The organism is Stenotrophomonas sp. (genome assembly GCF_032099025.1).
Lineage (GTDB): Bacteria > Pseudomonadota > Gammaproteobacteria > Xanthomonadales > Xanthomonadaceae > Stenotrophomonas.
In genome coordinates, this window is sequence record NZ_DAMCID010000021.1 from 33,665 (window position 1) to 49,510 (window position 15,846).

Annotated in this window: 12 protein-coding genes; 5 read left to right on the top strand and 7 right to left on the bottom strand. The window is 67.3% G+C overall.

The features are described 5' to 3' along the window. Positions 1–82: 82 nt before the first annotated feature. Entirely contained in the window at positions 83–2,257 is a 2,175-nt protein-coding gene (locus RT456_RS14535; RefSeq protein ID WP_313347753.1) for a glycoside hydrolase family 3 N-terminal domain-containing protein, read from the top strand. Between the two features lie 94 nt (positions 2,258–2,351). Then, positions 2,352–2,969 (top strand): hypothetical protein, encoded by a 618-nt coding sequence (locus RT456_RS14540; RefSeq protein ID WP_313347754.1) that lies wholly within the window; start codon positions 2,352–2,354, stop codon positions 2,967–2,969. 128 nt (positions 2,970–3,097) lie between these two features. Here RT456_RS14540 and RT456_RS14545 read toward each other — a convergent pair whose 3' ends face one another. Continuing rightward, positions 3,098–4,255, bottom strand: coding sequence for a PQQ-dependent sugar dehydrogenase (locus RT456_RS14545; protein WP_313347755.1), 1,158 nt, complete (start codon positions 4,253–4,255; stop codon positions 3,098–3,100). A gap of 153 nt (positions 4,256–4,408) precedes the next feature. Here RT456_RS14545 and yiaA point away from each other — a divergent pair, with 153 nt between their 5' ends. Next, a complete protein-coding gene (yiaA, locus tag RT456_RS14550) occupies positions 4,409–4,861 on the top strand; it encodes an inner membrane protein YiaA (RefSeq protein ID WP_313347756.1) in 453 nt (150 codons plus the stop codon). 23 nt (positions 4,862–4,884) lie between these two features. On the opposite strand, the gene RT456_RS14555 is transcribed toward yiaA, so the two are convergent. From RT456_RS14555 to RT456_RS14580, 6 genes are all read right to left on the bottom strand, one after another. Next, complete coding sequence (locus tag RT456_RS14555) at positions 4,885–5,247, bottom strand: hypothetical protein (RefSeq protein WP_313347757.1); 363 nt, start codon at positions 5,245–5,247, stop codon at positions 4,885–4,887. A gap of 173 nt (positions 5,248–5,420) precedes the next feature. Continuing rightward, on the bottom strand, positions 5,421–6,710 hold the full coding sequence (locus RT456_RS14560) for an amino acid permease (RefSeq protein WP_313347758.1): 1,290 nt from the start codon (positions 6,708–6,710) through the stop codon (positions 5,421–5,423). Next, a complete protein-coding gene (locus RT456_RS14565) occupies positions 6,707–7,513 on the bottom strand; it encodes a hypothetical protein (protein WP_313347759.1) in 807 nt (268 codons plus the stop codon). The genes RT456_RS14560 and RT456_RS14565 overlap by 4 nt, the downstream gene beginning before the upstream one ends. 18 nt (positions 7,514–7,531) lie before the next feature. After that, entirely contained in the window at positions 7,532–8,380 is an 849-nt protein-coding gene (locus RT456_RS14570) for a MurR/RpiR family transcriptional regulator (RefSeq protein ID WP_313347760.1), read from the bottom strand. A 112-nt stretch (positions 8,381–8,492) separates the two neighbouring features. Next, complete coding sequence (locus tag RT456_RS14575; protein WP_313347761.1) at positions 8,493–9,599, bottom strand: dipeptide epimerase; 1,107 nt, start codon at positions 9,597–9,599, stop codon at positions 8,493–8,495. Then, positions 9,599–11,041 (bottom strand): SH3 domain-containing protein, encoded by a 1,443-nt coding sequence (locus tag RT456_RS14580; RefSeq protein ID WP_313347762.1) that lies wholly within the window; start codon positions 11,039–11,041, stop codon positions 9,599–9,601. Before RT456_RS14580 ends, RT456_RS14575 begins: the two co-directional genes overlap by 1 nt. Positions 11,042–11,271: 230 nt before the next feature. Between RT456_RS14580 and RT456_RS14585 the strand changes: the two genes are divergently transcribed. Beyond that, positions 11,272–12,675, top strand: a complete 1,404-nt coding sequence (locus RT456_RS14585) for a transglutaminase-like domain-containing protein (RefSeq protein WP_313347791.1) — start codon at positions 11,272–11,274, stop codon at positions 12,673–12,675. 43 nt (positions 12,676–12,718) lie between these two features. After that, positions 12,719–15,745 (top strand): TonB-dependent receptor, encoded by a 3,027-nt coding sequence (locus RT456_RS14590; protein ID WP_313347763.1) that lies wholly within the window; start codon positions 12,719–12,721, stop codon positions 15,743–15,745. Positions 15,746–15,846 lie beyond the last annotated feature (101 nt).

Here is a 15,846-nt window from a genome sequence, read left to right on the forward strand (position 1 = left end):
AAAAATGAACGCCAAAATCATTCACAACGGGTCCGGGAACGCTAGAATCCCGGCCTTGTAAACGTTTTCATAAGGATAGCCGGTGGCCTCCGATCGCATCGAAACCCTCATTGCCCAGATGACCGTCGAAGAAAAAGTCGGCCAGCTGGGTGTGTTCGCGGACATGGTCCGGCCGTTCGCCCCGGACGTGAACCCCGAAGCCAACGTCAGCAACGCCGACCAGGTGCTGCAGCAGGTGCGGGAGGGCAAGGTGGGCTCGCTGTTCAACGGCGTGGGCGTGGAAGCCGGCCGCCGCATCCAGCAGGTGGCGCTGGAAGAGAGCCGCCTGCGTATTCCGGTGATCCTGGCCGCCGACGTCATCCACGGCATGCGCACCGTGTTCCCGATCCCGCTGGGCGAGGCCGCCAGCTTCGAACCGGACCTGGCTGAACGCACCGCCCGCGCCACCGCCATCGAAGCGACGGCGGCCGGCCTGCACTGGACCTATGCCCCGGCCGTGGACATTGCCCGTGACCAGCGCTGGGGCCGGGGTGCCGAGGGCGCCGGCGAAGACGTGGTGCTGGGCTGTGCGTTCGCCGCCGCCCGCGTGCGCGGCTTCCAGGGCCCGGACCTGCGCGCGGCCGACGCGCTGCTGGCCACGCCCAAGCACTTCGCCGCCTACGGTGCGGTGATGGCCGGCATGGAATACAACATGGTGGACATCTCGCCGCAGACCCTGCGCGACGTGCACCTGCCGCCGTTCAAGGCCGCCTTCGACGCCGGCGCGCTCACCGTCATGTCGTCCTTCAACGACATCAACGGCGTGCCCGCCAGCGCCAACGCCGAGCTGCTGACCGACATCCTGCGCGGGGAGTGGAACTTCCCGGGCGTGGTGATTTCCGATTACACCGCCGACATGGAGCTGGTGGCGCACGGCTACGCGGCCGACGACCGCGATGCCACCGCCAAGGCATTCACCGCCGGGCTGGACCTGAGCATGCAGAGCGGCTTCTATGCCGAGCACCTGCCGGGACTGATCGAGAGTGGCGAAGTGCCGATGGCCACGCTGGACGAATCGGTGCGCCGCATCCTCAACCTGAAGGAAGCGATCGGCCTGTTCGACGACCCGTACCGTTCGCTGGACCCGGCGCGCGAAGCGGATACCGCGCACATCGCCGCGCACGACGCGCTGTCGCGCGATGCCGCGCGCCGCTCGATCGTGCTGCTGAAGAATGACAACAACGTGCTGCCGCTGCGCAGGAATGGGCAGAAGATCGCGCTGATCGGGCCGTTCGTGCAGGACCGCGACAACATCGAAGGCTGCTGGACGCTGTTCGGCGACAAGTCGCGCTACGTCACCCTGGAGGCCGGCGTGCGTGCGGCCATCAGCGATGAGAGCCTGCTGGAGATCGTGCCGGGCTGTGATCTGGAAGCGGCCGTGCAGGACGGTATCGAACAGGCGGTGGCTGCCGCGCTGCGCGCCGACGTCGTGGTGCTGGCGCTGGGCGAGCCGCAGCGTTACAGCGGCGAGGCGCAGTCGCGGGTGGAAATCACCCTGCCGCCGGCGCAGCAGGCGCTGGCCGAAGCGGTGGCCATGACCGGCAAGCCGCTGGTGGTGCTGCTGCGCAACGGCCGCGCGCTGGCACTGCAGGGCGCGGTGCGCAATGCGCACGCCGTGGCCATTACCTGGTACCTGGGCACCCAGACCGGACCGGCCGTGGCCGACGTGCTGTTCGGGGACTACAACCCGTCCGGCCGCCTGCCGGTGAGCTTTCCGCAGGTGTCCGGCCAGCAGCCGTTCTTCTACAACCACGCGCGTACCGGCCGCCCCGAGCTGCCCACCATGTCCGAGTTCAAGGCACGCTGGCGCGAGATTCCGAACGCGGCGCTGTACCCGTTCGGCCACGGCATCGGCTACACCACCTTCGGTTACGGCGTGCCGCAGCTGAGCAGCGCCTCGCTGGGCTGGGATGACACGCTGGAGATCAGCACCACCCTGACCAACACCGGCGCGGTAGCCGGCGAGGAAGTGGTGCAGCTGTACATCCACGACCGCGTGGCCAGCCGCGTGCGGCCGGTGCGTGAGCTGAAGGACTTCCGCAAGGTGGCGCTGCAGCCGGGCGAAAGCACGCAGGTGCGCTTCACGCTGGACCGCCATGCGCTGGGGTTCACCGGCCGCGATGGCGTGTTCCGTGCGGAGCCGGGGCAGTTCGAGCTGTGGGTGTGCGCATCGTCCGCGAGCGGCGAAGCGGTCATCTTCGAGCTGCTGGCGGGTTGACGTACTGCCAGGCAGGGCCTGGCACTACCGTCATCGGTATTCCACGCCTCACCGGCTACGCTGGCGCCTTCGTGATACCGATGGAGCCGTGCGCATGCGCCTGATCAAGATCCTGCTTCCCACGCTGATGCTGGCTGCCTGCAGCCAGCCCAACGCGCCGGCCAATGACGCTGCCGCGCCTGCGACCTCACCACCGGCCACGACCGCCACGGCGCCCGAAGACGCGCCGCAGGCGGGGTTGTCGCCGGATGCGGTGGAACCCAGCACCGCCGCCACGCCGGATACGGCGCCGCCGGTAGCGGGCACCGATTCGGCCGCGACGCCCGCCACGGCAGCGGCCGAGGGCGACGCACGTGAGCGCATTACCCGACTGCTGGGCGATGCCGATCAGTACGAGAGCGTGTTCAACGAGCTGCAGCGCGGCGTAGCGGCGGGCGACCGGGCGGCGGTGGCCGGCCTGATGCGGTATCCGGTGCGGGTCAGCATCGCTGGCAAGAGCCGGAAGATCGCCGATGCGGCCACGTTCCAGCGCGACTACGACACGATCGTGACGCCGGCGCTGGCCACGCTGATCGCGGCGCAGAAGTTCGACACCTTGTTCGTCAACTGGCAGGGCGTGATGCTGGGCCAGGGCGAGGTGTGGATCAACGGCAAGTGCCTGGACAAGGACTGCGCCAAGGCCGAGGTGAAGGTCAACAACATCGGCGAATGACGCAACGGCGTGCGGACCAACGGTCCGCACCTACCGGGGCGTGTCGATCGGTGCGTGTACGGACCAACGGTCCGCACCTGCCGATGATGTGTCGCCGGCAGGTGTCGACCGTTGGTCGGCACTCGCTCTCAACCCTTCGGCGTGAGCTTCAACAGCTTGCCGTTGCTGCCGTCTTCCAGCAGCCAGATCGCACCATCCGGGCCCTGTTCCACTTCGCGGATACGCTCGCCCATCAGGAAACGCTCGGCTTCGCGTGCGTTGTCGCCATCGAAGGCCACGCGCACCAGCGACGTGGAGGACAGCCCACCGATGAAGCCGCTGCCGGTCCACTGCGGGAACAGCTTGCCGCTGTAGATGATGAAGCCGGCCGGCGAAATCACCGGCGTCCACGTCACCTTCGGCGCGGCGAACTCCGGGCGCGTGCTGTGGTCGGGAATATCGCGGCCGTCGTAATGGTTGCCGTTGGACACGATCGGGTAGCCATAGTTGGCGCCGCGCGTGATGAGGTTCAACTCATCGCCACCGGCCGGGCCCATCTCGTGCACCCACAGCGTGCCGCGCGCATCGAAGGCGATGCCCAGCGCGTTGCGGTGGCCCAGCGACCACACCTGCGCCGCCACGCCGCCCTGGGAGGCGAAGGGGTTGTCGGCCGGCACGCTGCCGTCGTCGTTGAGGCGGATGATCTTGCCCAGGTTCGTGGCCATGTCCTGCGCCGGGTCGAACTTCTGGCGTTCGCTCGAGGTGATCCACAGCTTGCCGTCCGGACCAAAGGCCAGGCGGTGACCGTAGTGGCCCTTGCCTTCCACCTTCGGCGTCTGGCGCCAGATCACCTTGAAGTCCTGCAGCGTGCCGCTGCCATCGGCGGCCAGCACCAACCGGGCGCGGCCCACGGCGGCGCCGCGCGTGTCGTTCTCGCCTTCTTCGGCGTAGCTCAGGTACACCAGCTGGTTGCTGGCGAACTTCGGGTGCGGCAGCACATCGCCGAAGCCGCCCTGGCCGCCGTAGGCAACCTTCGGCACGCCCTTGATATCGGCGCTCTTGCGGGTCTGCACGTTGAAGTGCTTCAGCGCGCCTTGCTTCTCGCTGACCAGCAGGCTGCCATCGGGCAGGAAGCTCATCGCCCAGGGTTGGTCGAAGCGGGCGAATTCGGTGGCCGTGAACGGCCACTGGGCCTTCTCAACGGCAGGCGCGGCGGCTTTCCCGGGCGTGTCGGCGGCGACACAGGCGGTAGTGAACAGGGCCGGGGTGGCGGCAAGGGCAATGCTGAGCAGCAGGCGGCGGGTCATGGGAAATCTCCGGAAGGGGACGCGAATGGCCAGCCGTTGTTGTACACCATGGCCATCAACGCAGCGTGGACCATACGTCATCCCCCGTAGGCGGGTGCCCCTGAATCGGCTACCGTAGGCCCCGGCTGCCGCCATCAAAACGGAGTTTGATCAATGAAAGCACAGGTAAACAAACCGTCGCCGGCGTTCATCGCCGCGTCCTGGACCGCGTTGCTGTTGGGGGCCGCCGCTTACCTGGTCGGCCTGTTCAATGCCGAGATGGCGCTCAACGAGAAGGGCTATTACCTCACCCTGCTGTTGTTCGGCCTGTTTGCCGCGGTGTCCCTGCAGAAGAGCGTGCGCGACCGCGTCGAAGACATTCCGGTCAGCGGCCTGTACTACGCGCTGTGCTGGTTCGCGCTGCTGGCGTCGCTGATGCTGCTGCTGGTGGGCCTGTGGAACGCCACGCTGGTGCTGAGCGAAAAGGGCTTCTACGGCATGGCGTTCGCGCTCAGCCTGTTCGGCGCGGTGGCGGTGCAGAAAAACACCCGCGACCTGATGGCCGCGGGTGAGGGTGTGACGGTTGAAAAGCCCTCGCGCGTTCCGCCGCTGCCCAGCGGCGACTGAGTGCACGTGCAGCCGTGCGGTACTCAGGTGCCGTGCGGTACGCCCTTGTCCAGGTGCGCCTGGTGCAGGGCGGTGGACTCATCCCAGCCACGGCGCACCGCATTGCGGGCCTGTTCCCAGGTGAGTTTGCTGGTGGCCTGCTCACGCGCCCAGCGCGATTGCAGCTCTGCTTCCACCTGTTCGTAGGCTTCAATCACTTCATCGGCACGGGTACGGGTGTGCCGGGTGCTGTAGCCGAGGTAATACGCCGGTTCGTAATCATCGAACTGCTGGCTGCTGTCGTAGTAAGGCTCTGCGCTGAAGCGCTCGCGCCAGTAATCCGAGACCGCTTCGCGCGGCACGCCGTCTTCCGGCACCCGGCCGGGAATCTGGTAATCAGGGCTCATGTCTGGCTCCGGTGGGGTGAGGCTTCAACCTACCTGCCTGCCGGTTAACGCCACGGGCGCGTGGGGTGAATGTTGGATCAACGTGGGCACAGGGCGGTGCCATGGAGGGTGTTGCCTGGATGGCGCTGCCACGCAGGGCGTGGCACTACGGTTCGGGCACGCAGGGCGTGGCACTACTGTTTGCGTGGCAGCAGGTAGATGACTGCGCCCACCGCGAACGCGATCAACGCGGCCGCAATGTTCTGCCAGCTCGCACTGGCAAACAGGGCCAGGCACAGCACCAGCGCCAGGATCGGAATCAACGGGCCGCCCGGCAGTTTCAACGCACCAGGTCGGTCGCGGAAGCGCCGCGCCAGCACGATCACGGCCGCCGCGGTGCCGATATAGGCGAACAGGCGCGTGGTCATCGACAGCAGGGCCAACTGCACGAACGAACCCGACAGTGCCAGCGCCAGCGCGATCAGCCCTTGGGTGATGATCGCCGCCGCCGGCGTGCGGAAGCGCGGGTGCACCTGCGCCAGCAGCTTCGGGCCGTAGCCGTCGCGGGCCAGCGCGAACAGGAAGCGTGGGCCCATCATCATCGTGTTGCTGTTGGTGCCCAGGATGGAGATCGTGGCGCCCACGGTGAGGATCAGCGCCAGCGCCTCACCGCCGAAACCGGCCGCCGCGTCGGCGAGCGGCGTGGCCGAATCCGCCAGGCCAGGCAGCGTGCCCTGCGCGATGAACTGCACCGCGCCGTAGATCACCGTCACCGTGATGATCATCGTGATCAGCGCGAACGGGATGTCACGGCGCGGGTTGCGGTACTCGCCGGCCGCGGCCGGAATGTTCTCGAAGCCGGCATAGGCATACAGCAGCAGCAATGCCGCCTCGCCCATGCGCTGCAGGTCGTGCGGGTCGGGGCGGGTGCCGGAGAAGGCCAGGTCCGTGTCCACGTAGAACGCGCCGATCGCCACGAACAGCAGCAGCGGCAGCATCTTGCCGATCACCAGCACGATCCCGGTGCGCGCCGCCGAGCGCACACCGGCCACGTTCACCGCCGTGAGGAAGCCCAGCGACACCACGATGATCACCACCCGGCCCACGTCATGTCCGGCCCACGGCCAGAACCGCGCCACGGCGTCGGCCAGCGCGTTGCTCAGCGCCGCCGCCGAACTGATCCGGGTCAGCCAGATCATCCAGCCGATCTCGAAGCCGGCGAACCGCCCGAATGCCTCGCGTGCGTACAGGTAGCTGCCGCCCGCCTCGTCGAAATAGCTGGCGGCCTGCGCGTAGCACAGCACCAGCAACGCCACCACGATGCCCGCCGCTACCACGCCCCACAGGCTGAACGGGCCCAGCAGCAGCACGGTGGCTGCCGGCAGCAGGTAGATGCCGCTGCCGATCACATCGTTGATCGACAACCCCACGATCTGCCAGCGGCTGACCGCGCGTTCCAGCTGCGGTTCGGCGGGGCTGCTCATCGGGCCGCCCCCACTCGCGGGGGCAGGGAAGGCAATGCCCAGTCGTGCTGCAGCCGCTGGTACTGCAGGCGCGGCAGCAGCACGAACACCGGCTTCGCCGCCGGGTCCAGCCATTTCAGCAGGGCGTGCATGTGTTCGGGCTGCATCGCCGTGCACCCAGCGGTGGCTTCACCGGGCGCGCGCCACAGGTGCGCGAAGATGCAGCTGCCCCTGCCCGCTTCGCCGCCCGGGTTGTGCTCGATCACGAAGCCCTCGCGGTAACGCACGTCGCCCTTGTTGTGCAGGTCCAGCCGCATCGGTTCGGTGGACCCTTCCACCGCCTCCGAACCGACCACGTCGGCGTCGACGATGCGGTTGTAATACTTCGAATCCGGCACGTCCATGCAGTAGCTGCTGGCGAGCATCGGCTGGTAGGGAAGGGCGGTATCGGCCTTGCCGGCATAGCCGAACGCAGTGCCGATGGAGAACATGCCCGCCGGGCTGCGTCCGTCGCCTTCCCGTTTGACCGGCTCGCCGGGCCGCTGCGCGCCCGCATCGGTGGAGTTCGGTCGCAGGCCCACCCCCCAGGCGCTGCCGCTGCGGCCCACGGCCACCTCGAACGGCGGCCCTTCAGCCTGCCAGCCCTTCGTATCGTCAAAGCTGTACGCCTGGAGGGCGCCGTGGGTGGCGTCCCAGCCATCGGTGGTGACCACGATCATCTGGCGGGTGTCCTGCACCGGTGCGACCGGCGAACCCAACGCGGCGGCGGGCAGGGCGCTGGCAACCAGCACGACGGCAAGGGCGGAACGCAGCAGCGGCAGCATCGTGGCGGACTCCGGGAATCAGGTGTCGATCAGGTGTTCGATCCGTTCCAGGTTCACCCCGAGCTGGCGGTGGCGGTCCGGGTTGGCGTGGCAGAGCAGCACGAACACGAAGTCCAGCAGCGACTGCAGAGCAGAACGGTACAACAGTTGCGCCACGTGCGGCGCCGGGTCGTGCGCGCAGACCACCAGCGCGCCGTCGGCGTGCGCGCGCAGCGGATTGGCACTGTGCCGGGTGATCGAGACCACCTTGCCACCCACGTCCTGGAACTGGCGCGAGAGCTGGAACAGCTGCGGCAGCTTGCCGAATTCGGAGAACACCAGCATCACATCGCCGGGGCGTGCGGCCGACAGGTTGGCCATCATCAGGATCGGGTCGGCGTGGTGCACGGTGAGCATGCCCAGCAGCGACAGGCGCATCGCGAACTCGCGCGCGTACAGCCCATCGTCGCCCAGCCCGTAGACGAATACCTTCGGCGCCCCGTCGATCAGCCGCACGATGGTCTCCACGTCGGCCTGTGCATTGGCCAACCGGGTCTCCTCGTCGGCCGCGCTGCGGCTCAGGCGCAGGCGCTCGGCCAGCTGCGCGTAGTCGTCGCCGGTCTCGGCGGACGGCGGCACGGCACCCGCGTCGTTGCCGGCGCGCGCCACGGCCTGGCCGATCGAGTACTTCAGGTCCGGGTAGCCCTTGAAGCCCAGCTTCTGGCTGAACTTCACCACGCTGGACTGGCTGATGCCCAACGCGCTGGCCAGCTGCTGCGACGAGTAGTCGCGCAGTAGGTGGGCGTTGTCGAGGATGAAGTCGGCGATGCGGCGTTCGATTGCCGACATGTGGTCACGCTCGGAGCGGATTTTCACCAGGGGCGGCATGGAGGACGCGTTGGTTCCTGTGTGTGGGAGGTGTAGAGCCACGCCCTGCGTGGCTGACGTACACCGGGACCGCGCGATGCAGCCACGCGGGGCGTGGCTCTACGGCGTGAGGTTACCAGCGCGGGGGTGTAATCATCTCCAGACCCCGTACTTCCGTAATGCCCAAGCCCGGCGCGTCGCTGATGGTGATCTCCGACTCGTTGAAATGTACCCCGCCGGTGACCGGATTGAACTGCCCCAGCGACGGGCCGTCCAGGTCCACCTTGGTGATGATCTCGCTCTTGGCCACCGCCAGGTGCACCGCCGCGGCCACGCTGATGCTCGACTCGATCATGCAGCCGATCATGCACGGCACGCCGTAGATGGCGGCGATGTCGGCAATGCGGATCGCGTTGGAGAGCCCGCCGGTCTTCATGAGCTTGATGTTGATGATGTCCGCCGCGCGCTGCTGGATCAGGTCGAACACCTGGCCCGGGTTGAACACGCTTTCATCGGCCATCACTGGCGTGTTCACCCGGTCGGTGACGTACTTGAGCCCGGTGATGTCGGCGGCCTTCACCGGCTGCTCCAGCAGCTCCAGCACCACTCCGGCCTCTTCCAGCGTGCGCATGGCGTGCACCGCCTGCTTGGCGGTCCAGCCCTGGTTGGCATCCAGCCGCAGCAGCGCACGGCCCTGCACGGCGGCGTGGATCGCCTTGACCCGCTCGATATCCAGCCCGATGTCCTTGCCGACCTTGATCTTCAGCGACTCGAAACCGCGGTCGATCGCCGACAGCGAATCGGCCACCATCTTGTCGATGTAATCCACGCTGATGGTGATGTCGGTGGTGATCACCGGATCGCCGCCGCCGAGCATCTGGTACAGCGGCGCGTTGTGCAGCTGCGCCCAGAGGTCGTACACCGCGATCTCCACCGCGGCCTTGGCGCTGGTGTTGCGCTCCATCGACGACTGGATCAGCGCGCAGAGGCGGTTGAGGTTGGCCACGTCCTGGCCGATCAGGCGCGGCTTGATGAAGCGGTCGATGGCTTCGATGATCGAGCCGTGCGTGTCGCCGGTGATCACCGCCGTGGCGGGGGCCTCGCCGTAGCCGGTGTGGCCGGTATCGGTGCGCACCAGCACCACCACGTCTTCCACGGTGTCCACGGTGCGCAGCGCGGTCTTGAACGGGGTTTTCAGCGGCACGCGCAGCATGCCAAGTTCAATGTCGGTAATTTTCATCAAGGAGTCTGTGGCCGGATGCGCTGGATGTTGGTGATGCGGTCGATGTAGCTCACGGTGTCGCTGGCCATCATCGGCTGCAGCGGAGTCACCGAAACACCGTTGAGATGGGCCTGCACCCGATTGCCGTCGTGGCCGAACCAGCTGCCGCCGGCGGTGTCGTGGATCATCCACGTCTGACCGTCGAGCTGGCCGATGGTCACCATGACGTGGCCGGGGATGTAGACCAGGTCGCCCACCTGCAGCTGCTGCACGGCGGCGTTGCGCGTGGCCTTGCCGTCTTTTTCGCGGAAGGCGATGCGGTCCAGTGCCGGGCTCACGGCCTGTGCGCTGGTGTTGCGCGGCATCAGCACGCCGAAGCTGCGGTAGATCTCGGACACGAAGCCGCTGCAATCGCGGGTGTCGTAGGAATGGCCCCAGCCGTAGCGTTCGCCCAGGAACTTGAAGCTCTGGGTGAGCAGGTTGCGCGGGGTCAGCGGCAGGTAATCGCTGGCGGTGTCCTGCGAACGCGGCAGCAGCGCCGGCACCAGCGCCAGCGTGCCGTCGTCGTTGCGCACCGGCAGCTGCACCACGTGCGCGGCGTGCGCCTGCTGGCCGTTCACGGTCTGGTGGAGCGGCCAGTCGGCCAGCACCGGCACGCGCACGCCCATGTCCAGTTGCAGCCGGGACACGCGCGGTTCTTCCGGGGTAAACGCGGTGAAGGCGGTGGCGCCGGTGATCACCCGGTAGGGCCCCTGCTGTCCATAGCCGAACACGGCCTCGGCGCTGCCGATGCCGACGAAGCGCCTCTCAATCCACGCCGCGTAGCGCTCGCTGGTGACGAACACCCAGTGGCCGTCGGCACTCTCATGCAGCACCGCCACCGCGTCGCCCGGGAACAGCGCCGACTCCTGGAAGCGGTCGATATCGGTGTCGCCCTGCGTGGTGAACACCCGCAGCGCGGTCGGGAACGCCCGCAGCGCCGCGCGGTGTGTGACCAGCCCGTACTGCAGCGGGCGCTGGGCGGGAATGGCCGCCACGGCGAGGTTCGCCTCGATGGCGGTACGCGCGGTGCCTGCAATCGGCTGTTCGTCTTCGCCGAACAACGGCTTCTCCGGCCAGCGCGACAGTGCCTGGATGTCGGCCAGCACCCGCTCGCGCGTCAGCTGGGCCGGGAGCGCCCGCAGGTCATGAATCGAGTGGTCCTCGGCGCGCATGCGCGCGTTCTGCGCAGCAATGCCGGCGGCATCGAGGATCACGCGATCGGCATCGGGCAACCGGTCTGCCCAGAACGCCGGATCGAGATAGGCCTCGCGCAACCCGATGACCCCGCCGAACGCGGGCGGCGGCGCAAAGGGCGCTTGGGCCCAGGTCGCGCCGGCGGGCAGCAGCACCAGCGCCGCCAGCAAGGCGCGGGCCGGCCACGCAAGCCGCACGGAGCGGCGGGGGGAAGCCTGGATCATGGAGCGGTCATCCTCCTCGGAAGCGTCAGGAATATTTATTCGTTTCGATGGCGAAAGCAAGAATAAATTATTGACCACCTGTCAGGCCCGTGTTACACAGCGATTACCACCTGCACCTGGGAAGTGTCGCCGTGGATCCTGTTGTACGCAAACCGCGTTCGCTCCACCACATCGCATGGCGCACGGCGGCTTGCCTGCTGCTGGCGGCGCCGTCGGTATGGGCGCAATCCATGGCGACGCTGCCCGAGGTAATCGTCGCCATCGACCAGGGTCACTTTGCGGCGGCCGACGCCGACATCGGCAAGGCGCTCGCGGACCCGTCGGTGGGCCCGTACCTGCGGGATGACTACGCCTTCCAGCGCGAGCGCATGCGCCGCATGCGGCTGGATTTCAGCTTGGACGCCGCGGCCGCCAAGGCCCTGCTGCGCAAACAGATTCCGGACCTGCGCGACGACGAGTTCGCCCGCTGGGAGGCCGCCGGCCTCATGGAACACCTCGATATCGACGGCCAGCGCCGCTACTTCAAGCGCGCACCGGCCAACCTGTTCCGGCTCAGCGGCGAGGCCCGCGCGCGGCGTGCACCGGGCGTGCCGCTGCCGGTGGACGGACCGTACGAGAACCTCGCCCCGCACCATCGCGAGGTGATCGCCGCCGCCCAGGCCAGCGGCGCCACCAGCGTGGTGCCGCGCCGGGTGGAGGTCACCCAGACGCTCACGGTAAAGGCCGACGCGGTGCCGGACGGCGAGCTGCTGCGTGCCTGGATTCCGTACCCGCGCGCCATTCCGGGCCAGCAGGAGGACATCACCTTCCTCGGCGCCACGAACTGGATCGATGGCATCGACGGTAGCATCATCGCGCCCGAAACAGCGCCCCAGCGCACGCTCCAGATGGCGAAAAACGCAGTGGCGGGCCAGCCCACCCGCTTCGAGATCCGCTATGCCGTGACGGTGTATGCCCGTCATTTCGACATCGATCCGGCCAGGGTACTGCCTACCCCGGACGATCCGGCGCTGCAGCCCTACCTGTCCGAGCGCGCGCCGCACGTGGTATTCACCCCGGCGCTGCGCGCGTTCTCGCAGCGTGTGGTCGGTGGCGAGACCAACCCGTACCGCATTGCCAGCAAGCTGTTCGACGCCGTGGACCAGATTCCCTGGGCCGGCGCCCGCGAGTACTCCACCATCTCCAACATCAGCGATTACGCCCTGCATGCCGGCCATGCCGACTGCGGGCAGCAGACCCTGCTGCTGATCGCGCTGCTGCGGCTCAACGGCATTCCCGCGCGCTGGCAATCGGGCATGGTCTATTCCGATGATGCGGTGGGCTACAACAACCTGCACGACTGGGGCGCGCTGTACCTGGCCCCGTACGGCTGGGTCCCGATGGATGTCACCACCGGCCGCCTGGACAGCCCTGAACCCGCCTTGCGCGACTTCTACTTCGGCGGGCTGGATGCGTATCGCATCGCCTTCAACGACGACTTCCAGCGGCCGCTGGTCCCGGCGGCGACATTCGCACGCGCGGACAACGTCGATTCGCAGCGCGGCGAAGTCGAATGGTCCGGCGGCAACCTGTATTTCGATCAATGGAATTACGACTTCCAGTCGCACGTGGTGCCACTGGAGTCGACGCGGTAATCGGCGGTATCACCATTTTCACCCTTGAAGGAGAGAGCAGGGAATGAAAGCGAACAGTTTGAAGCGGGCGGCGCTATGCGTTGCATTGGGTGCTTGTTTTGGCAGCGTGCTGCCCACGGTGGTGTACGCGCAGGCAGTCAGTGGTGCGGTGGCCGGTCGGGCCAGCGCAGGTGACCAGGTCACCGTGGTCAGCACCAGCACCGGCCTCACCCGTACCGTCACGGCCAGCACCGATGGCAGCTACCGCCTGGGCCAGCTGCCGGTGGGCGACTACCAGCTGCAGCTCAGCCGCGACGGGCAGAAGCTCGGCGAACCGGTCGCGGTCAGCGTGGCGATCGGGGGCACCACGACGGTGAACCTGGCCAGCGGCGGCGGGGTGGTCAATCTTGATGCGCTGCAGGTGGTCGGCACGCGCGTGGTCAACCGCGTCGATGTGTCCACTACCGAAACCTCGTTCAACGTCAACCGCCAGGAACTGCAGCGTCTTCCCGTCGCGCAGGACCTCAGCGCCGTGGCGCTGCTGGCACCGGGCGTGGTCGGCGGCAACTCCACCTTCGGCGGCCTGTCGTTCGCCGGTTCGTCGGTGGCGGAGAACGCGGTGTTCATCAACGGCCTCAACGTCACCGACATGTACACCCGGCGCGGCTTCTCCAGCGCGCCGTTCGCCTTCTTCAGCGAATTCCAGGTCAAGACCGGCGGTTACTCGGTGGAGTTCGGCCGGTCCACCGGCGGTGTGATCAACGCGGTGACCCGCTCGGGCAGCAATGAGCTGCAGGGCGGCGTGGAAGTCACTGCCGAACCCAGCGCGTGGCGGTCCAGCGGCCGCGACCATTTCCACCGCGATGGCACCCCGCACTCGTATGCCAGCCGCGACGACAACTCGTTCTTCAAGACCAATGTATGGGGCTCGGGCGCACTGGTGCAGGACAAGCTGTTCCTGTTCGCCATGTACGAAGACCGCAACGACCATGGCCACAACACCTCGTCGGATGCGCTGACGTGGTTCAAGAACGAAGCCAACAACGGCTTCTGGGGTGCCAAGCTCGACTGGAACATCACCGACAACCACACCCTGGCGCTGTTGGCGTTCTCCGATGAAGGCGACGTCACCAACGCTTCCTACAACTACGACTGGGATGACAGCCGGATCGGCGCATGGGGCGGCGACTCGGTGACCGAAAGCGGCGGCCGCAATTACTCGGCCACCTATACCGGCCACTTCGGCGAGAACTTCACCGCTCGTGCCATGGTCGGCCAGAACAACCAGCGTGCGTTCACCCGGTCCTCGCTGGACGAAGCATGCAGCCCGGTGTTCACCGACGCCAGCTACGCCTCGCGGCTGTATCAGCTCAACGGCCTGCGCCCGGGCTGCCACCCGACCGGCGCTGCCGTGGCCGAGCGCGACGACACCCGCGACGCAGCCCGCCTGGACTTCGAATGGCAGCTCGGCCGCCACCTGTTGCGCTTCGGCGTGGATCGCGAGTTGATGACCACCGAGCAGTCCACCCGCTACCCGGGCCCGACCCAGCTCAGCTACACCGCCTACGTGGCCCGCCCGGGCGATGAAGTGTGGGACGGCGCCAACGCCTACGTGCCGGCCGGCGTCACCGAGATGCTGCGCGGCCGCAACCGCGTATCCGGCGGCACCTTTGAAACCGAAGCCAACGCCTTCTACCTCGAAGACATCTGGAACATCACCAACAACCTCATGCTCAACCTGGGCGTGCGCTGGGACCGCTTCGAGAACCGCACCGCCGATGGCGATGCCTTCATCAAGATGGACGACCTCATCGCACCGCGCGTGGGCTTCTCCTGGGACGTGAAGGGCGACTCGACCACCAAGCTGTTCGGCAACGCCGGCCGCTATTACCTGCCGGTAACCAACAACATCAACGTCAACTTCGCCGGTGGCCTCACCGACGAATACTCCTACTACGTCCTGCAGGGATGGCAGCAACAGGCCAACCCGGTCACCGGCGCGCCGTACATGGCACCGGTCATCGGCCAGCAGATCGGCCCGACCGACACCCGCATGAACACCGGCGCGGCCGACCTGCGCCAGAGCGTGGATCGCGACCTCAAGGCGGTCTATCAGGACGAGTACATCCTGGGCTTCCAGAGCATGATCAACCCGGCCTGGTCGTGGGGCGTCAATGCCACCTACCGCACCATGGAACGCGCACTGGACGACCTGCGCCTGAATTACACCCCGTGCGGCCCGACCGGTACCACCCTGTGGCCGATCGCCAACCCGGGTGAAAGCCTGACCATCTGGGGCGACTCCAGCATCGGCTGCACCACCGAAGGCTGGATCACCATCGACACGGCCAACAGCGGCTACCGCAAGGGCGGCAGCGGCGAAGTGGTGGGCTATTCCAAGCCCAAGCGCACCTACAAGGCGCTGGAGTTCCAGCTCGACCGCGCGTGGGACGAGAAGTGGCTGTTCAACACCTCCTACCTGTGGTCGCGCAGCGACGGCAACTTCGAAGGCCCGGTCAACTCCGACACCGGCTACGGCGACACCGGCATGGTCCAGCATTGGGACCATCCGTCCAACAACGAACGCTATGGCGTGCTGTTCAACGACTTCCGCCACCAGTTCAAGCTGCGCGCCGCCTACGCCCTCAACGAACAGTGGTCATTCGGCACCACCCTGCAGGTGCAGTCCGGCGGCCCGGTCACCGCCTTCGGCGTGATGTGGCCGAATGACACCGTGGCCGGTGGCAGCACCTCCAATGAAAGTGGCGGCGGCGGCACTGGCTGGTTGTGCGTGGCCAACTGCGCCGGCCCGTACGACCAGCGCCAGTTCGAGTACAGCCCGCGCGGTGCGTATGGCCGCCTGCCGTGGACCTGGACCATGGGCGCCAACGTCACCTGGCGTCTGCCGGTGGAGGGTATCGACCTGAGCGCACGGCTGTCGGTGTTCAACCTCTTCAACAACCAGACCGTCATCAACGTCCACCAGCGTTACGAAGCCCAGCCGGGCCAGTACCGCGAGAACACCTTCAACACCGGCACCCGTTGGCAGGCCCCGCGCTACACCCAGCTGATGGTGACCTGGAACTTCTGATCGGACAGCGCGGGGGACGGCGGCGTCGTCCCCCGCGTCAATGGCTGACCTTCCGCGGTAGGTGTTGACCGTGGGTCGGCACGGCTCTGGACGCACATGCA